Origin of the sequence: Pseudomonas sp. A-RE-22, from assembly GCF_019956035.1 — a bacterium.
GTDB lineage: Bacteria > Pseudomonadota > Gammaproteobacteria > Pseudomonadales > Pseudomonadaceae > Aquipseudomonas > Aquipseudomonas brassicacearum.
The window spans coordinates 70,730-89,230 of the sequence record NZ_JAHBCZ010000002.1 but is presented as its reverse complement, the minus strand read 5'-3'; the positions used below and the strand labels follow the sequence as shown (position 1 = coordinate 89,230).

Genomic DNA, 18,501 nt, shown 5'->3' with positions numbered 1-18,501 from the left:
CGGATGCTCCTCAATAGTTTTTATGGTGGCAGCAGAACGTTTCGCATAGGCCCATCGTAGTGGGACCGGCGGTATAACTTGTTGGATGCTTTGCACGAATGATTGAACATTTGCGACATTCTGGCGGCACAGAGCCTGTGGCATCCCAGGAAAGCCTCGTGGACGGGCTCGATTATGGGCAGGCGCGTCATCCACCCATGCGCCGCGGCACCGCCGAGCTGTCTATTGGCATCATGTTGTGGCCACGCTTCCCCTTGCTGTCGCTGTCAGGGCTGACCGATGCGTTGCGGCATGCCGCCGATACGGGTGATCAAAGCCGCCCCATACGCTGCCAATGGAAAGTACTCGGCACGCCCGGGCAAAGAGTCATTTCCAGTAGCGGACTGGACGTACCGATCGACAGTGAACTCGCTGACCCGGAGCGTTTCGACTACATCGTGGTGATTGGTGGATTGCTCGATTCCATCGAGGCGGTGCCGAAAACCTATCCCGCGTTCCTCCACCAGGCCGCAGCCGCACAGGTGCCGTTGATCGGCCTGTGCACCGGCAGTTTCGTGCTCGCGCGACATGGCCTGATGGAGGGGCGAACGGCGTGTGTCCACGCCTATCATGGCGATGACTGGAAGCACCGGTTTCCCACGTTGCGCTTTGTCATCAACAGAGACTTTCTGATCGACCGGGACCGGATTACCTGCGCTGGCGGTGTTTCAGTTATCGAGTTAGCCCTTCATCTGATCGGCATGCATTGCGGGCCGGATCGGGCCGGCAAGGTTGTGCATCAGATGACGGTGGCAAAGAACACGTCCAACAGTTTCGTCGACCGACGCAAGGCTCTCGGATACGCCAGTTCATCCAATCGTCGGCTGCATGAAGCCGTGATGTTGATGGAAAAACACATGGCCCACCCCCTGGATATCGAGGCCATTGCACATCTGCTCGGCACCAGCAAACGACAATTGGAACGCCTGTTCGTCGCTGAAACCAACAACAGCCCAGCCCAGTTCTACCGCCAGGTCCGACTCAGGTTCGGCAGATGGCTGCTGGTGAGTTCCGATCGCCAGATTGGCGAGATCGCCTTTGAATGTGGCTTCGCGGATGCACCTCATTTTATTCGGCACTTTCAGAGCATGTTTGGCATGTCGCCAGGGAAGTTACGCAAGGCCCTGATGCAACAAGATGGGAAATAACGGCGCAAGTGACGGGACTGTCACCCGAACCGCACTCGCCCAAAGACTCGGAGTAAAAGTTATTGGAGCATAACGCTTCTGTTACGACCCTCAACGCCGCCGCCCCAGCCCCAAAATGCGCCACGCAATTCGCCTGGAGGGCTTCGCATCCAATGCCGCTCATTTGCGTAATGACGGTTGCCAATCGAAAGCATGGCAATTTGCCACCAAAACACGGTAAATTCGCCCTATAAGTGATGTCAGCGAACGTCACTACGACTCAATACAAGGAAGTAGCTATGCCCGCAACCAAGGACTCTCTCCTCAGGCAACCGCCCCTATTGCACCTGTTTCTAGAGTGCCCGCACTGCACCTCTTCACAGACGCTGCTTGAAAAGCGGCATGACCGGGGATAGGGAAAACCTACATGCCCCAACCATTCCGTTTCCAGACTTCACCGTCTACCAGCCCCAACACGACAGAAGCCAACATATTCATCCATGGCTACAGCGCCGGGCATAGCGGCCAGGACCAAAAACTCTTACTCGAGAAAATTCCCGATCAACTCGGCAACTACACCAATATCTTTGCGTTCTGGCCCTCGAATCACTACCTCCACTTCGACAAGTCGTCGCTCTGGGCGCTTGGCACGGCAGGCCTGTCCTCCGGGACAGGAAGCATTGCTGGGCCCTTCGGTTACTGGGGGCTCGCGGGTTCTTTAGCCAAGGATCGGATGAAGAACTTCACTGAAGCCCGCTCACGCGCGGAAAAAATGGGAATGGTGTTACTCGATCAGTTGCAAGAGTACCTGCGCGGCAACCACCCACAGATCGAAACCATCAACCTGATCGGCCACTCGCTTGGCGGCCGGCTGGTCATCAGCAGCCTGAGAAACTTCACGAATAAGCAGCAGCTGGCCATCAACGATGTGCTGCTGATGGCTGCCGCCGCCGAGGTAACAGCCGTCGAAGCGCGCCAGCTGCGTGGCCTGCTTCAGGGGCGACTGATCAATGCCTATTCGAAGACAGACAGGACCCTGCTGTTGAATTGGGGTGAAACCTGCCTGGGACGTAACGAGGTCGAACACTTCGAGAGCATCGAGATGAACGACTTCGGCCACACCGATTACTGGGAGCGGCTACCCGAGGTGCTGGCCGAAACACGCTTCAAAGCGTGCGAGCCCAGCTCGCCAGAGCCTGCACAAGCACCTGCTGACGCATTCATGCCAACCCTGGCGCCCGAACAACCCGCCGAAGAACACGACATGACACTCGAACTGAACAGCCCAAGTGAGGTTTACCAGCGAATCAATGCCGAGCTGGCACTCATCATAGGCGAACTGAGCAATCCGTCGGACGACGAAGCCTTGAACCAGGCAAGAGAAGAGGCGATTCGACGGCTCACCGAGCATCGGACGGCACTGCTCGAGCGGCTCGCTGAACTGGAGCAGAATGCAGAGTGGAATACATTCACCATTGCCTTCTACGGCGAAACCGGCGCTGGCAAATCGACCCTTATCGAGACCTTACGCATCTTGCTCCAAGAGCCCGGCAAAAAGGCCAGCCAGCAGGCGTTCCGCAAGCTACACGACCGGTATGGGCTGAGTGAAGAAAACCTGCAGCAGCTGCAACAGAGCATCAAGCAAGCCGAAGCTCGACTTGGCGAACTGACGCAGCAGTTGAGTGCCACAATGCAACAATACGAACAACCTTACAGGGCCGCCCAGAGCGCCCTCGACCAGGCCAACGCCCGATCCTGCGAATTGATACAACGACTTGGCGGTACGCTCCTGCAACACGAGCAGTCGCACAAAGACGCCCTTGCTGCCGTCACGCGTCTGCACACCCTTCTCGCCGAGCGTAAAAGCACCGCCTCACTCTGGCAGATGCTGTTGAACCTCTTCAGAAAAATGCCAGAGGAGGTCGAGTTGAATGATGCCACCGCCACGCTGACAGCGACCACGACGGCACGCGACAGCACTGCGGTGACCCTGGACGCCGAGCAGCAGAAAGCCTATCAGGAACGCCTTGCTCTGGAGCAGCAACTGGGCGAAATCGCAACAGCGCGTGACCACGCCTGTGCGGCGATTGCCGCCCAACAGACGGAGGCGACTCACCATCAGCGGACGCTCGCCCAGCAGCGCCTGGAAAATGAAAGCCAGCTGGCGCAATTGCTGTCGCAGCTGCAGATTCATGCCGACGGTGAAATCATCGGTGACGGCAGAGCCGACTTCACCCGTAAAACACAGCGCTATGACCTCGAACTGGACGGCCAACCCTTCGCCCTGTTGGATGTACCCGGTATCGAGGGTAAGGAAGGCTTGGTACTCGACGAGATAGAACGTGCCGTCCAGACCGCTCATGCGGTGTTCTATGTCACCAACCAGCCCGCACCACCACAAACGGGCGATGGACAACACCAAGGCACGCTGGAAAAGATCAAGCAGCACCTGGGAGCGCAAACCGAGGTATGGACGATCTTCAACAAGAAGATCACCAGCCCCAAGCACTCACTGGCTGATCGACCGCTGATCTCTGACGACGAAAACATCAGCCTTGCCGGGTTAGACGAGAAAATGAGCGAGCAGCTTGGCAAGCACTATCAGGAGGTGTTCCCGCTGACCGCGCTGCCTGCGTTCCTCGCTTCGACCGACCACTTCGCGCCGGGCTCGCAGAACGCCAAGCGCCGCAGCAAAGTGCTTGCGGACTTCGGTGCCGACGAACTGCTGGAAAAATCCCGCCTGCGCAACTTTCTGCAGTTGCTCGGCGGCCGGTTGCTCCATAACGGCAGGGCCAAGATCATTCGGGCCAACTTCAACAAGGCCAATGAGGCGCTCAACCAGACCACTGAAACGCTCTCAGGCGTTCAGCAGACCCTGGCCGCGCTATCGAACCAGCTCTCCCAGGAAGAGCAAAGCGCCAAGAGTCAGTTGAACAGCAGCTTCCAGGCGCTGAAAAAACGCCTGGAATCCTGCGGCGAAACCTTGATCGACGACTTCGCCAGCAACGTGCGTAACAGCGTCTACGCACGCATTGAGGACGATATCAGCAACGATGCCTTCAAAAATGCCCTAAGCGAACAGCTTGAAACTCAACAGCGACAGCTGGGCCGGCAATTGCCTAAGGCGGTGAACGCAGAGGTCGGCAAATTCCAGAAGGCGGCCGAGGACATTCTCACGCGCTTCGAAAAACATGCCCAAGAGCTGACCGCTAGCTATGGAAAGCTTGGTAGCATCCAATTCAACGAGCATTTCAACCTCAAGATAAAGATCGACAACGGCATCAACGTTGCGGGACTGCTGGGCGGCCTTGTCGGTATCGCCTTGGCGCCATTCACTGGCGGAGCCAGCCTGTGGGTTGCTGGAGCCGCAGCCCTTTCCGTGCTGGTTTCGATCGGCAAAGCGCTGTGGAGCGCGCTCAGCTCGGACTACAAAAAGTCCCAACAACGCCAAGCAACGGAGAAAAACCTGCGCAGCGCCACTGAGCAATTGCGCGACACGCTGCGCGACAGCCTGAAAAGCGCCTTGTGCGAAATGCGGGAGACTATCGACCAACTCGACCTGGCACTTGAAGCGCCTGCCAAACAGGCAACTGACCAGGTGCACACGTTGACTCGTTCGACCAGTCGCCTGAAAAACCTTTCCCGCCAAATCGAAACCGCAGGAAGTCTGTAATGGAAAATACTCTCAAAACATTCAAGGCCCAACAGGCAAGCGCACTGACGCTGCTCGACAGGCTGCAAGACTTTCTCGAACAGGGCGCGCAGGCCGGAGTGCCGCTTGACCCGAATTTGAGCAGCAAGCTGCAGAATGCCATCAACAGCGTATCCGGTGAAAAACTCAAGGTCGCGCTGATTGGCGGCTTCTCGGAAGGTAAGACTTCGATTGCGGCGGCCTGGATGGAGAAGCTGGATAGATCCAGCATGAAAATCAGCCATCAGGAATCCTCCAATGAGGTGAAAGTCTACGAAGTCGACGAAGGCTTCGTGCTGATCGACACCCCTGGGCTGTTCGGCTTCAAGGAGCAGGAAAATGCCGAAACTCAGGCCATCGAGAAGTACAAGGACATCACCAGGAAGTACGTGAGCGAATCTCACCTGGTGCTCTACGTGATGAACTCGACCAACCCTATCAAGGAAAGCCACAAGGACGACCTGACCTGGTTGTTCCGCACGCTGGATCTGCTGCCACGCACTGTTTTCGTTCTCAGTCGCTTCGATGAAGTGGCCGACGTGGAGGACGAGCAGGATTATCAAGCTAACCTGCAGGTCAAGCGCGACAACGTGGCAGGACGGCTTCGCGAACAAATCGGGCTGAGCGACCAGGAAGTAGCCGAATTGTCCATCGTCGCCGTGGCCGCCAACCCCTTCGACATGGGGGTGGAGCACTGGCTGGCCAACCTCGAACAGTTCAAGGCTCTGTCGCATATCGCCACGCTGCAGACCGCCACCACAGGAAAGATCCAGCAGAACGGTGGCAGCGCCGCTCTGGCCAACGAAATGCGCACCAGCGTAATCCGCGACGTGCTCAGCAACCAACTGCCCATTGCCATCGAGAACGATCAGAAGGTTTCCCTGGAGGTCGGCAAACTCGATGAGCTCAACGTTCGCCTGGGCAAACAGCTCGCAGTGACCGGGCAGCAAATCGAAGATGCACGCATCAGCCTGCGCGAATTCGCCACACGCTACTTCTCCGACCTGATCCTGCAAGCCAAGGGTTCCAGCCTGGAAACCTTTGCGGACTTCTTCGAACGAGAGGTCGGCGCTGAAGGCATTATCGTGTCCACCCGCCTGCAGAATGAGTTTAGCCGCCAGACTCAGTCGATCACGCTTGAGGTCGAAAAGATGCAGGTTGGCTTCGATAGCGAGGTCAACCACTTCAACATCACCGTCAAAGCCCTGGGCAAGCAAGGCATCAACCACCTGCTCAAAGGCAACCTGATCAACAACACCACGGTACTGGCCGCACGCGATGGCCTCACTACGATTGCCAAGACGGTGGGCATGGATATCGGGAAATACCTGAAGTTCCAACCGTGGGGTGCCGTGAAGTTCGCCAAAGGCGCCAACGGGGCACTAGCCATCCTCGGCGTGGCGCTCGAAGCCTGGGACAGCTGGGAGCAATACAAGCGCGAAGAGGCATTCAAAAAGGCCATCGCGGCAATGGTCGACAACTTCGAACAGCAGCGTCAGGACTTTCTCGCCCTGGTGAACTCCGCGCGCTTCAAGGAGGAGTTCTTCCCCGACTACCTGCTGCTCAACACACGTCGACAAGAACTGCAAAGCAACCTGGATGACAGCCGTGTACGTCAGCAGCGCTTCCAGGCATGGCGCGTTGAAGCTGAAACCATCGACGCTGAATTCAGAAGATTGAACTGACCCCGTCAGGCGCCCGCAGCGTGATGCAGCGGGCGCCTGGACCCGAGCTAATCCACCACCGAATATCAGGTGTCCGTGTCCTCAAAACCATGGTTATTTCTTCACTGTCAATCCACACATATCAGAGCAATGCAGGACTGGAAAAACGCATCACGCTGAGCAGCCCCAGGCGCGATGCGTGATTGACGGCGCTTGTCACCGCCTTGAGGGACGCCAGCAAACTACTGCCGTCGCGCGCGGCGCCAAATAGCAGCCGGTTATTCACGCGAATCTCGACATAGGCAAGTGCTTCGGCCTGAGCCCCATCGCGAGCAGCGTGCTCATGATAATCGGCGATATCGAAGTGAATGCCACGCTGGGCAAATGCATCGACCAGCGCCGCCAGCGGACCGTTGCCCTCACCGCTGAGGTCGAACTTGGTGCCCCCCATGTCGAGCACGCCCTCCAGGTAAGTCACAGCGCCTTCACTGACCAATTTAGGCTGCAACAATGTGTAGGGATTGCCCTCCTCCAGATAGTGCCGGGTAAAGCACGCAAGGATCATCTCGCTACTGATCTCCTGGCCCGATCCATCCGCCTCTTGCTGGACCAGGTTGCTGAACTCCATCTGCAACCGGCGCGGCATCACGACCCCATGCTGTTCAAGCAGATAGGCCACGCCGCCTTTGCCCGATTGGCTATTGACGCGGATGACCGCCTCATAACTGCGCCCCATATCCGCCGGATCAATAGGCAGATAAGGCACTTCCCAGAAGCCATCGGGATTGGCCTGGCGCACTGCAAACCCTTTCTTGATCGCGTCCTGATGGGACCCTGAAAAGGCCGTGAACACCAGCTCGCCCGCGTAAGGATGGCGAGGATGCGTGGGCAGCTGATTACAGTATTCCACCTCGCGCTGGACGTGGATGATGTCCGAGAAATCCAGCTGCGGATCGATACCGCTGGTGTAGAGATTCATGGCCAGGGTGAGGATATCGACATTGCCGGTTCGCTCGCCGTTACCGAACAGCGTGCCCTCGACCCGTTCGGCACCGGCCAGGCAGGCCTGCTCGGCGGTGGAAACCCCGGTGCCCCGGTCATTGTGCGGATGGACGCTGATGATCACGCTGTCACGACGGCTGAAATGCCGGCAAAACCATTCGATCTGATCGGCGAAGACATTGGCCGTGGAGACTTCGACGGTAGTCGGCAGGTTCAGGATCATCTTGTTGGAAGGCGTTGGTGCAAAGACATCCGTCACCGCCTCGCAGACTTGCAATGCAAAATCCAACTCGGTGAAACAAAAGGTCTCGGGGGAATACTGGAACGTCCACTGCGTCTCGGGATTGTTGTCCATGTGCTGTTTGATTTCGCGAGTGGCCTGGGTGGCAATCTCCATGCACCCGGCGCGGTCAACACCGAATACCACGTCTCGAAACACCGGTGCGGTCGCGTTGTACACATGCACGATAGCGCGGGGAACGCCCTTCAATGCCTCAAACGTGCGCTCGATGAGATGGCTGCGGGCTTGCGTCATGACCTGAATCGTCACGTCATCGGGAATCGCACCCGTTTCGATAAGTTCGCGCACGTAATCGAAATCGGTCTGCGAAGCGGCTGGAAAACCTACTTCGATTTCCTTGAAACCAACCTTGACCAACAGGTCGAAGAAACGACGCTTGCGTTCGGCATTCATCGGCTCGATCAAGGCCTGATTGCCATCGCGCATATCGACGCTGCACCAGCTAGGCGCAACGGACTGGACCTGGCCGGGCCATGTGCGGTCCGGCAGATCCACTGTGGTGAAATGTCGATATTTGCTGGAAGGATCCTTCAGCATCATGGCGTTTATCCTTTTTGATACGTCCATAGGTGGGCAGGCTCGGCATCTGACGCCACCGAACATTGGATCCAATAATAAACGAACACAACTTGATACAAATTGCGTTTCCCCGTCAACAACCTGAGAAAATCCATAGAAACAACCAATAAAATTTAATATTTTGGTTATTTATGCTCAGACGCTAAGAGTTTGAACAATTTCAGCTCTTGCAGAATAGAGGTAATCCAGCCCTCCCCTAATGCGACGAAACATAAACAGACGGCGCAACAGGCGCAGGCAACGCATAAGTCGCCTTCATCCATTCAATCTCCGCCTGAGGCGTTCGCCCGAACATCCGCTTGAACTCGCGGCTGAATTGCGAGGCGCTTTCGTAGCCCACATTGAACGCGGCCGTCGAGGCACTCATGGCGTTGCGCAGCATCAATAATCGCGCCTGGTGCAGGCGTGTCGATTTCAAGTACTGCATGGGCGTGGAGTCCGTCACGCTTCGAAAGTGCAGGTGAAAGTTGGGAATGCTCATGCTGGCTTCGTGAGCGAGCGTTTCGACGTCCAGATGCTCGTGGTAGCAGCTGTGGATCTTGCGGATCGCCCGGGTGATCTTGCCGAAGTGCCCCTGGCGACTGAGCGCGGCGCGCATCGAGCCGCCCTGCTCGCCGGTCAGGATCCGGTAGTAGATTTCCCGTACCAGCGACGGCCCCAGTATTTGCGCTTCACCCGGGCGACTCATGGCTTCCAGCAGACGCAGCGTCGAGTTGCGCAGCAAATCGTCCATGGGCGAGGCGTACATGCCTTTGGGTTGGGCATCACTGGGGCCGAGGGTCTCGTCGACTTGCAGCATCAACTCGCTGGCCAGCTGTAAGTCGAGGCGCATGTAGACCGCCAGCATGGGCTCAGCTTCGGTGGCGTCGGTCTCCATGGTGAATGGAACAGGGACAGACACCACCAGATAGTGCTGGGCGTCATACACGTAGACGTCCTCCCCCAGATAACCGCGCTTGCGCCCCTGGCACAGGATCACGATACCGGGCTCATACAACACCGGCGTGCGCGTCAGCGGCCGGTTCGAACGCAGAAAACGGATGTCCTCCAGCGCGCTGAGGTTGTAGCCCTCGACCGGCGCAAGCTGTTCCATCAACTGCACCATGCGCGAGGTGTTTGAGGCCTGAGTCATTGATGCCCCTTTGCTGGCCGCTCAACCGTCGGTCGAACGGGTCAGCGCTTCCCATCGATCGATCTCACTGGCCGCACGACTGAGTTTGTCGCGCACCAGGCTCAGTGCATCGCTGCCCAACAGCAAGTGCGCGGGTGGCGTCGGGCTGGCAATGATCTGCAGCATCGCTTGCGCCGCTTTCCGAGGGTCGCCCAGTTGCTTACCGCTTTTCTCCACGCGCGCTTTACGTATCGGATCGAAACTGGCGTCGTAGTCGGCAATGCTCCGCGCCGTGCGCTGCATCGAACGCCCCGCCCAGTCGGTGCGAAACGAGCCCGGCGCGACCGCGGTCACGAAGATGTTGAACGGTAGCAGCTCCTTGCTCAGCGTATCGGAGAGGCCTTCGAGGGCAAACTTGCTCGCGCAGTAATAGGAAATGCCCGGCATCGTAATCGTGCCGCCCATGGAGGTGATATTGAGAATATGACCGGCACGGCGCTGGCGAAAATACGGCACGAAGGCCTTGGTCACCGCCACCGCGCCAAACACATTGACGTCGAACTGGCGACGCATCTCCTCCAGCGGCGATTCTTCGAAGATGCCTTCATGACCGTAGCCGGCATTGTTGACCAGCACATCGACCGGGCCGTGAGCGGCTTCGATCTCCGCTACTGCGCTATCGATTCGGTCGAACTCGGTGACATCCAGAATCACGCCATGGGCACGTTCCGTGGAGAGCGCTTCGAAGGCCTGCAACGCCGCCTCACTGCGTACGGTGCCGATGACACGGTGGCCCGCTGCAAGCGCCTCTTGCGCCAGGGCGTTGCCCAAGCCGCTGCTCACGCCGGTGATGAAGAGGGTTTTTCTGTCGTGCATGGTGAACTCCAATGGATAAACAGGAGGCCATGGTAACGATCGAAAAATGGCCCACCTATGCCGGTTTGCCTTGGGGCATTGCCTATTCCTATCAGCGCGTCAGATTCCCGGACCGGTCACGTGGGCTGGCAACCTGGCCAAACGATCCCAACCGTTTGCATCGATCCCGGCGCAGTTGGGCAACCACAGTGTTTGCAGCGGCAGTTGCTCCAACACAGGCACCACGGCCGACGTGATCCGCGATTCCCCTGGATCAGCCCCAAGCGTCAGGTCCCGCAGCGGCATACCTGCGAGATGGGCCACCCCGGCGTCAGTCAGCCAAGGGCTGTCATACAAACCCAGGCGCTGCAGGGGCAGGTCCCGCAAACACGCCAGGTCGGCATCGCGCAGGTTCAGGCCACTTATTTCAAGTTGCTCCAATGGCAATCCCAACTCGACGAGTTTGCGCAAGACCTTACCGTCGACGTCCTGGCAAAAACTCAGATTGAGCCGCTTCAGCGGCAGGCCAGCGAGTTGTTCCAGCTCCTTCCACGTGATGTCGTTCAAGGACAGGTCCAGGGACTCCAACTCCAACCCGCGCAGATCACTCAACGTACTGGCGCAGACGCCCTGCACATCGGAGAGTCCCAATCGCTTGAGCGGAAACTCGTGCAGCACGTCGAGCCGTTCGATCACTTGGCGTAGACACTTGAGGTCCAGCTCCATGAGCGGCATTCCCTCCAGCACTTCAAGATCGTCTTCGCAGATGAACGCAGAGTGCAGCGAAAGCTTTTCCAGGGGCAGCCCCCGAATCGCCTGCAACACGCTCTCGCTTGCATAACAGTCATCCAGACTCAACGAGCGCAACCCCGTCAGGTCGCCAAGCCAGGACGGATCGTCGAGGATCGCGCCGCTGCCACTGAGGGACAACTGTTCAAGGGGATGACTTGCCAGGTGCACCATGCCACGGGACGTCAGCTCGCCCACGCGTTGCAACGTCAGGGAGCGCAGCTTGAGGCGTGACAGTGCACGAAGGCCGTCGTCGGTCATCTCATCGCAACGGTTCAACGACAATTCCTGCAACGGGCTGTCGCTCAGTTGACGGAGGAAACTGTCGTCGAAGTCTTCGCCGTAGGTTTGCAATTTCAGCCGGCGCAAGCGTGCGGGCGACGGGAGGCAATTGGCGTTATCGTCGCGGGAAAAATTACTGACTTCCAAGGTTTCGAGGGCATTGGCGGGCAAACGTCGCCACATCTGCGGGCCGCAGATAAACCTCGGGCTGTTGAGCACCAGCGTGCGCAAGGGCAGCCCGGCCAAGGCGTCACACCACTGCGGCTCAGCGTTGTTCAACTCCAGACGGTCGACCGGCAGGCCACGCAATTGCGACAGCAATGGACCGGGGCGATTTGTATGGGCTGTGGTGTTCAGTTGAACCATCAGCAGGTTGGCAGCCGGATCGCACAGGCCTGCCGCGATGCGTAAACCTTCCAGTGATGCCTCACCGGTATCGAGCAGATCGCGATAGAGCGAAGCACGCATGGTGGTGTCATCGGGGTTGGTGGCGAGTTGGGCGATTAGAGCGTTGCGGTTGGAGGTGGGCACGATCTAGGAGTCTGCGAAAGGGATTGAAGGGGAATATGAGCGTTAGGGAAGCATAAAAAGGAGTCTTGCTGAAGAGGCTGTCAGGGCTGGGTAGCGCCATATGCTTTCACCCTGTGGCGAGGGAGCTTGCTCCCGCTGGGCTGCGAAGCGGCTCCACGATTTTGCGGTCGCTGCGCAACCGAGCGGGAGCAAGCTCCCTCGCCACGGTCACCTCTCTAGCCATGACGATGTGCCTAATGGACGGCTGGTTTCGACCTTGTTGATAGCCACAAAGCGATGTAGGGAAATACCGCCGCAGAAAGGCCAAAGCTCCTACGTGAAGCTCGGAAAGCAGTGTCTTGTGGCGCTTGAGCGGGGCGGCCTATAGTTCCTCGTCGCCCCAATGGCGACTCGGGTTTGGCGACTCGACAACGAGGTAGCTCCTTTCAACTGAATGAGGTCCTACCGATGAACCGATACATGCCCATCACCGGCATCGACTGCATCCCCGCTACCCTGCTGATCGACACCCAAGCCCCGCTTGACGTTCTCTTCGAAACCGCCGACTACCGCATCCGCACCGTGACTCAACTGCTGGAAAACATCGCGTTCCGCTCGGAGATCAGTTCCGACACGCTGGTGCTTTCCGACTTCTGCAAAATGCTAACGATCGCGCTGCGCGACGGGTGTGATGTGATGGATGTGATTGGCAGGCGATTGCGGGCGCAGGCGGCGGAGTAAGTGAAGACGGGCGACTATGGCCATAACGTAGCCCCCACCGTCGGAAGCAACTACATCCATCTGCTGCGATGAGCTGTGGCGCAGTTCGTCAAGAACTGCGCCACATTTTCAATCCAAAATGGCGCGATTCCGAGAACTGCGCCATAATCGCGCCAAATTTTCTCTAACAGCGCCAACATAACCATGACTTCGACCACCGACATACTGAACAGTATCCTGGCATCCAGGAGCGGGGCGAGCCTCTCAGAGCTTTTGACCAAGCACCCGGAAATCGCCCGGCGAACGGCGCAGCGCATCCTTGCAAATCTGGTCGAAAGCAGCCAAATCACTGCACAGGGAGAAGGCAGGGCACGACGTTATTTCGCAATAGAACACCAGGCCGAAACCCACGCCCTGAATACTGACACCGATGCCTTCCCTGCCTTCATTCCATTATCTGCAGACAGCCGGGACATACTCGCCTATATCAACCAGCCCACAGAAGCGCGCAAGCCGGTGGGCTACCAACGTGACTTTCTGGACGCCTATCGTCCTAACGAGACAGGGTACTTACCTGAGTCGTTGCGGCGCCAATTGCACAGGATGGGCAAAACCGCAGATGCGACGGAGCCAGCAGGCACTTACAGCCGGGCGGTCCTGAATCGCTTGTTGATTGATCTGTCGTGGGCATCAAGCCATCTGGAAGGGAACACCTACTCACGGCTCGACACACGACAACTCATCGAGCAAGGTAAGGCAGCACAGGGCAAGGCCGCTATAGAAACGCAGATGATCTTGAACCATAAGACAGCTATCGAGCTTTTGGTCGAGAACATCGAGAGTGCCGAGTTCAACCGCTACACATTGATGAACCTGCATAGCGCCTTGGCCGAAAACCTGCTGCCCAACCCAGCAGACGAGGGCCGAATTCGCCAGCACGCCGTCGACATCGGGAAAAGTACCTATCGCCCGCTCTCAACGCCACAGCAAATTGAAGATGCACTGGACGTCCTGCTTGGCAAAGCCAATCAGATCGCTGATCCGTTCGAGCAGTCTTTCTTCATGATGGTGCACCTGCCCTATTTGCAGCCTTTTGCCGACATCAATAAACGCACCTCCCGACTGGCAGCGAATCTCCCTTTGTTCCGGGCCAACCTTTGTCCGCTGACCTTTCTGGATGTACCGGAGCAGGCCTACAGCCAAGCCACATTGGGCGTGTACGAAATGACCCGTGTAGAGCTGCTTCGCGACCTGTATATCTGGGCCTACGAACGCTCAACACAGGAATATCTGGCAATCAAGCAAGACCTTGCGGAGCCGGACCCTTTACGCCTGGCATGGCGAGACCTCATCAAGAAGACCATTCGGGAAATCGTCACTCACCCAGAGCTTGACCCGTTGTTCTGTATTCAACGCTCGGTAGCGGAATATGTTTCGGAAAGAGAGCAGCCGGAGGTGCAAGCACTGATCGTCGAAGAACTCCGTCGACTGCACGAAGGGGTGCTCGCACGCTACGGGTTACGACCATCGGAGTTCATGTCCTGGAAGTCGCTCCATGGCCACTGATGGATGATCACTGAGGTGATGTTTGCCCTCTGCATCGCCGCGCTGAACGCCACCATCGGTGTACTCATCAAAGTGTTGATGAGCACGTTCACGATAGACAAGCTGACGGCCCTTGGGCCAGTCACCTATCCAGCCACACGGCCATCCACCTCTTAAATAGATGGAAAATATTTCCTTTTTCAGATGGAGCATGAGTTTTGTACAAGAAATTTACAGGGATCGTTTTTCTGCTATTGAGCGGCTGCTCACTGCATCCGTATACGAAGGACGAGCTGCTGAACACTGGCGTAACCAGCCCCGAGTACTGCCTGACGCAAGAGCGGGCGGTGGTCGAAGAGCGGGTGCAAGGCTACCTGAACCACTGCTTTCACCCGCAAGTGACCGAGCTCACAACGGGTGGGAGACTCGTCAATACCATCCAATTGAAAGTCGACAGCAATGCCGACAGAAGCGACATGGTGCTATGGGCGCCGACAATCTACGGCAGCCAGTTCTATATGAACGTGATCGTCTCGGAAAAGAACCCCGCCTGCAAAACCACCATGACTGCCGTGGCCTCAGGCTGGGCCTTTGAGCGAAACTTTCCGAAGATTCTGGAAAGCGCGAAGGGGGAAGACCCGTGGTGCCCGCTGTAACCACAAAAGAAAGGGATAGCAAAATAAAACTGCGTCATGGGCGAGCGATCAACAATCCGGCTTCTGTGGCGAGGGAGCTTGCTCCCGCTGGGCTGCGAAGCAGCCCTCGCTATTCATCGCCAACGGCTACGCCAACCGACAGAGAGCAAACGCCCTTTACACGATAATATTATTGGACCGCCTGCCCGGCTGATTCAGAAGGCGTCGTTGTGACCGCCGGCTCTATAACTTTCGCGGAACGCCCTGTCTCGACATCACGAACTTCGTAATACCACCATTTCATCGAAGAAACGCCATAAAGCCCATAGGTACGGCCACCGACCAAATCCACGGTCATTTCAATTGGACGTGAGTATCCGGTTCCAATAGCGTACTTAACGGAAAGTTTATGCCTTCCTGCGCCGAGTCGATACTCGGTTTGGCGGGCTAGCCAATATAGCGACGTATCGTCATCGATCTCGTCTATCGACAGATGCTTGTCGAACTGCCGAATTGTCGCGACTTCGCCCCAGGGTTTTCCTTCTGCGCTTTTATGTTCGTAATGAATGCAGCCCGTCAGTGTGAAGCAGAATAAAGTCATCACTACAAAGCGTAAAACAACATCGTGTCGCATCAATGGCCCTTCAAGGTTCGAATTAGCAGTATAGATTTCTGCGTCTATTATTATTCAACAACGCACATCCACCCTAACAAGAGAGACCTCACCATCCGAGTACTGCATTACACCCTCTATAACTTCCAGACACTCATCGAATTCAACAACACTAAGCCCGCACTCGCCAAAATCAAAGTACACTCCAACACAACCTTCATCCACCCCCTCAAGCCTGTATTCGTATACGGCTAAAACCTCTCACCCTAGAAACTTATCCAAACCATTTAACGACCTAATCGGATACGCAAACTCGTCGTCAATCTCTGTCAGACCACGCAAATCCGGGCTTGATGCTAGCAACGTAAACTCTGATACACCTTCACCAACCGTTAGCGATACCCATCCTGAGATTGACATATTAAAAAATAACACCAAGACCTCACACACCAGATCCCCTCCAATATAAAATGAGCGAAACCTGATCTCACGCAAAGACTCATTAATCAACATAAAACCCCCACCTCAAAACTTTGATGACTTCTCAGGAATCAATGTATCGAATTCATACTTGCCATTTGGCAACACTCTCAAACTCACAGTGCTATTGATTTTCGAGCCATATACATGAACAAGATCATAATTTCCTCGAACAACTGAGCCAGGGATTACTGGGCTCACAGACGTAACATTATTTAAAGTTTCTTTTACCGTTGCCTTAGCTTGCTCTACACCGTCCTTACTCTTTTCATACGGCAAGCGACCTTTACCAATCTTTGTTCCCAGCTTTGTGTTGAGATTAGCCGATTGTGATGCAAAGAAGTCATCTACTTCGCCAAAACCTGGAACCTTCTCTGTCCCTTTTGAGCCAACAGTTCAATCACAAAATAATTGAGTCCAAAATAAACTGTAGTTTCACAGGATCCGCAGCATTCCCAAAATAATATTCATTCCCTCCATCACCGACCAGTTCAGGGGGTGTCGACTTCCAATATAGCACGAAATATTTTTCGTCCAACAAATCCTCTAGTGCGCCTGCATCATCATATGTTGAAACTCTAATGAACGGCCCATACTCCGAATGAATAGACACCATCACTCTCTCTCCGATTTTCGAATCAATCATAGCCCACCTACCACTTAATGCTGTTAAACCAGTCCAGCTCCTGCTGAGTAGGAGCTCGTTTGATGCCTTTATTATCTAGAGCGTCTTCATATCTAATCGGACGTGTTGCTCCAGGTACATAAGGGTTGGCTTCTGTTTCTTTAACTCGAGTACTAGCCATATCGAATTCCGTACCATCTTTATAGGTTATTTTTACTCCCGGCTCACCAGCCTCACCACCCAGTCGAGTGGTGTTCTTTGTTGTTCTGGTAGTAATCGTTCCAATTTCTTTTGCACCCCCTCCTACAGAAAAAGGGGACTACAGAAAAGGGGACGGATTTGAATGGCACTTACTTAACGGCTAACTAGCTGATACGGCTGCAAAAAATTAAAAAAGGCTGGCCTTGGTCTACGGTGATAGTTGCGAACACACACCGATCAAGCAAGGACACAGCCCGAGTGAATCGTAGACGCCAAATCGTCCGACATCAACAGCACCGTATGCGCCAGCACGCCACGAACAGCAATGCCCATGCTTTCTTCAAGCTGCTCACCGATCCAGAGCTATTGCGGGGTATCGAGTCGTCGATACCCAAGCATCGTCAGCGGCTATTCCCGCCGACCGAAACACTGTCCATGTTTTTGTCCCAGGCGATGAGCGCCGATCGCTCCTGTCAGAATGCCGTGAATGATTTGTCTATCAAACGCTCCTGCGAAGGATTGAAACCCAACAGCGTTCATACCGGTGCTTACTGCAAAGCCAGAACGCGGTTGCCGGTGGAGATGGTTTCAACCTTGTTGCGCTCCACGGGGTCATCGATGAGCAACCGGGCTCCGTCAGCATGGCGTTGGATGGGGCGACCAGTGCGCCTCGTCGATGGCACTACGGTCACCCTGCCGGATACGCCGGCGAACCAAGAGGCCTATCCGCAATCTCGTAGGCAGAAGGCCGGACTGGGCTTTCCCATCTGCCGGTTGGTGGGAATCGTTTGCCTCGCCAGCGGCGCTGTTTTGGATGCCTCGTTGGGACGTTTTCGTGGTAAAGGCGGTGATGAGCAGACGCTGCTCAGAACCATGCTCGATACCTTGGAACGAGGTGACATTGTGCTGGGCGATGCCTACTACGCAACCTACTTTTTGTTGTGTGAATTGCAACATCGAGGCGTGGACGGGGTGTTCGAACAATACGGCGCTCGACGGCGTAGCACGGACTTTCAGTTGGGAAAGTCCTTGGGGTCGGAAGATCATTTGGTTGAGTTGAAAAAGCCCAAGGCAAAGCCGTCCTGGATGAGTCAGGCCTATTACGACGAGGCACCTGAAACGCTGACAGTACGTGAGTTGAAGGCCGGTGGAAAAACCCTGGTCACCACTTTGAATTGTGCACAGCAGGTGCCAAAAGCTGCCCTCAAATCACTGTTCAAGGACCGATGGCATGTGGAGTTGGATCTGCGCAACCTCAAGACTACGCTGGGGCTTGAAGCTCTGAGCTGCAAGACACCGAGCATGGCCGTCAAAGAGTTGTGGATCTACTTGCTGGCCCACAACCTGATACGGAGGCTCATGGCGCAATCAGCTCTGCTAGCCGACTGTCTGCCTCGCGAACTGAGCTTCAAGCATAGCCTTCAGCTGTGCCTAGCGTTGAGGCAGTACGGGGCTCAGGAGCAAGAGGATCGGCTGCTGAATCTGCTTGCGCTGATTGCCCTGAAACGGGTCGGAAAGCGTCCTGGCAGGATTGAGCCGCGCGCGATAAAACGAAGACCCAAGCCTTACCCCATGTTGATGAAAACACGTCGATCAGCAAGGACTGAGGTCAGGAAGAATGGACACCCGAAGAAGGTTAAGTAAGTGCCATTCAAATCTGTCCCCTTTTTGTGCCCCTCTGCATTTCACAAAATAAATCTGCCCCCTTTTTTGTCCCCTTTTTTTATAAAAT

13 protein-coding genes and 1 pseudogene are annotated in these 18,501 nt (G+C 56.0%); 8 read left to right on the top strand and 6 right to left on the bottom strand.

Annotated elements, in window-relative coordinates; genetic code table 11:
* The first annotated feature begins 158 nt into the window (after positions 1-158).
* The 3 genes from KGA89_RS01250 to KGA89_RS01240 all read left to right on the top strand — a co-directional run bounded on the left by KGA89_RS01250 (position 159) and on the right by KGA89_RS01240 (position 6,542).
* Positions 159-1,187 carry a GlxA family transcriptional regulator gene (locus KGA89_RS01250; RefSeq protein WP_223470299.1) on the top strand — a complete coding sequence of 343 codons (1,029 nt, stop codon included), beginning with the start codon at positions 159-161 and terminating at the stop codon, positions 1,185-1,187.
* Positions 1,188-1,593: 406 nt separating this feature from the next.
* Positions 1,594-4,839, top strand: a complete 3,246-nt coding sequence (locus tag KGA89_RS01245; RefSeq protein ID WP_223470297.1) for a DUF726 domain-containing protein — start codon at positions 1,594-1,596, stop codon at positions 4,837-4,839.
* A complete protein-coding gene (locus tag KGA89_RS01240; protein WP_223470295.1) occupies positions 4,839-6,542 on the top strand; it encodes a LeoA/HP0731 family dynamin-like GTPase in 1,704 nt (567 codons plus the stop codon). The genes KGA89_RS01245 and KGA89_RS01240 overlap by 1 nt, the downstream gene beginning before the upstream one ends.
* 121 nt (positions 6,543-6,663) lie before the next feature.
* Here the strand turns inward: KGA89_RS01240 and leuA are convergent, their stop codons facing one another.
* The 4 genes from leuA to KGA89_RS01220 form a co-directional block, all read right to left on the bottom strand.
* Positions 6,664-8,364: a 2-isopropylmalate synthase gene (leuA, locus tag KGA89_RS01235; protein ID WP_223470349.1), complete on the bottom strand. Its 1,701-nt coding sequence runs from the start codon at positions 8,362-8,364 to the stop codon at positions 6,664-6,666.
* Between the two features lie 235 nt (positions 8,365-8,599).
* Positions 8,600-9,535 carry an AraC family transcriptional regulator gene (locus KGA89_RS01230; RefSeq protein ID WP_223470293.1) on the bottom strand — a complete coding sequence of 312 codons (936 nt, stop codon included), beginning with the start codon at positions 9,533-9,535 and terminating at the stop codon, positions 8,600-8,602.
* 21 nt (positions 9,536-9,556) lie between these two features.
* Positions 9,557-10,390: an oxidoreductase gene (locus KGA89_RS01225; protein WP_223470291.1), complete on the bottom strand. Its 834-nt coding sequence runs from the start codon at positions 10,388-10,390 to the stop codon at positions 9,557-9,559.
* Between the two features lie 99 nt (positions 10,391-10,489).
* Entirely contained in the window at positions 10,490-11,971 is a 1,482-nt protein-coding gene (locus KGA89_RS01220; protein WP_223470289.1) for a leucine-rich repeat domain-containing protein, read from the bottom strand.
* A 447-nt stretch (positions 11,972-12,418) separates the two neighbouring features.
* Here KGA89_RS01220 and KGA89_RS01215 point away from each other — a divergent pair, with 447 nt between their 5' ends.
* From KGA89_RS01215 to KGA89_RS01205, 4 genes and pseudogenes are all read left to right on the top strand, one after another.
* Positions 12,419-12,691 (top strand): hypothetical protein, encoded by a 273-nt coding sequence (locus KGA89_RS01215; RefSeq protein WP_095962082.1) that lies wholly within the window; start codon positions 12,419-12,421, stop codon positions 12,689-12,691.
* A 183-nt stretch (positions 12,692-12,874) separates the two neighbouring features.
* Entirely contained in the window at positions 12,875-14,236 is a 1,362-nt protein-coding gene (locus KGA89_RS01210; RefSeq protein ID WP_223470287.1) for a Fic family protein, read from the top strand.
* 3 nt (positions 14,237-14,239) lie between these two features.
* Positions 14,240-14,359, top strand: a pseudogene (locus KGA89_RS30620) (EamA/RhaT family transporter); the annotation flags it as partial.
* A 74-nt stretch (positions 14,360-14,433) separates the two neighbouring features.
* Entirely contained in the window at positions 14,434-14,871 is a 438-nt protein-coding gene (locus KGA89_RS01205) for a hypothetical protein (protein WP_122569095.1), read from the top strand.
* 169 nt (positions 14,872-15,040) lie between these two features.
* Here KGA89_RS01205 and KGA89_RS01200 read toward each other — a convergent pair whose 3' ends face one another.
* Together KGA89_RS01200 and KGA89_RS01195 are read right to left on the bottom strand one after the other, a co-directional pair.
* The gene (locus KGA89_RS01200) at positions 15,041-15,484 is read right to left on the bottom strand and encodes a hypothetical protein (protein ID WP_223470285.1); all 444 of its coding nucleotides are present in this window, start codon (positions 15,482-15,484) and stop codon (positions 15,041-15,043) included.
* 859 nt (positions 15,485-16,343) lie between these two features.
* Entirely contained in the window at positions 16,344-16,589 is a 246-nt protein-coding gene (locus KGA89_RS01195) for a hypothetical protein (protein WP_214512173.1), read from the bottom strand.
* 438 nt (positions 16,590-17,027) lie between these two features.
* Between KGA89_RS01195 and KGA89_RS01190 the strand changes: the two genes are divergently transcribed.
* A complete protein-coding gene (locus tag KGA89_RS01190; RefSeq protein ID WP_223470283.1) occupies positions 17,028-18,413 on the top strand; it encodes an IS4 family transposase in 1,386 nt (461 codons plus the stop codon).
* The last annotated feature ends 88 nt before the right edge of the window (positions 18,414-18,501 follow it).

Excerpts from the sequence above, each read along its gene's own strand:
- KGA89_RS01245 (WP_223470297.1), top strand. The coding sequence starts at position 1,594 with ATGCCCCAACCATTCCGTTTCCAGACTTCACCGTCTACCAGCCCCAAC.
- KGA89_RS01240 (WP_223470295.1), top strand. The coding sequence starts at position 4,839 with ATGGAAAATACTCTCAAAACATTCAAGGCCCAACAGGCAAGCGCACTG.
- leuA (WP_223470349.1), bottom strand. The coding sequence starts at position 8,364 with ATGATGCTGAAGGATCCTTCCAGCAAATATCGACATTTCACCACAGTG.
- KGA89_RS01230 (WP_223470293.1), bottom strand. The coding sequence starts at position 9,535 with ATGACTCAGGCCTCAAACACCTCGCGCATGGTGCAGTTGATGGAACAG.
- KGA89_RS01225 (WP_223470291.1), bottom strand. The coding sequence starts at position 10,390 with ATGCACGACAGAAAAACCCTCTTCATCACCGGCGTGAGCAGCGGCTTG.
- KGA89_RS01215 (WP_095962082.1), top strand. The coding sequence starts at position 12,419 with ATGAACCGATACATGCCCATCACCGGCATCGACTGCATCCCCGCTACC.
- KGA89_RS01210 (WP_223470287.1), top strand. The coding sequence starts at position 12,875 with ATGACTTCGACCACCGACATACTGAACAGTATCCTGGCATCCAGGAGC.
- KGA89_RS01200 (WP_223470285.1), bottom strand. The coding sequence starts at position 15,484 with ATGCGACACGATGTTGTTTTACGCTTTGTAGTGATGACTTTATTCTGC.
- KGA89_RS01195 (WP_214512173.1), bottom strand. The coding sequence starts at position 16,589 with ATGATTGATTCGAAAATCGGAGAGAGAGTGATGGTGTCTATTCATTCG.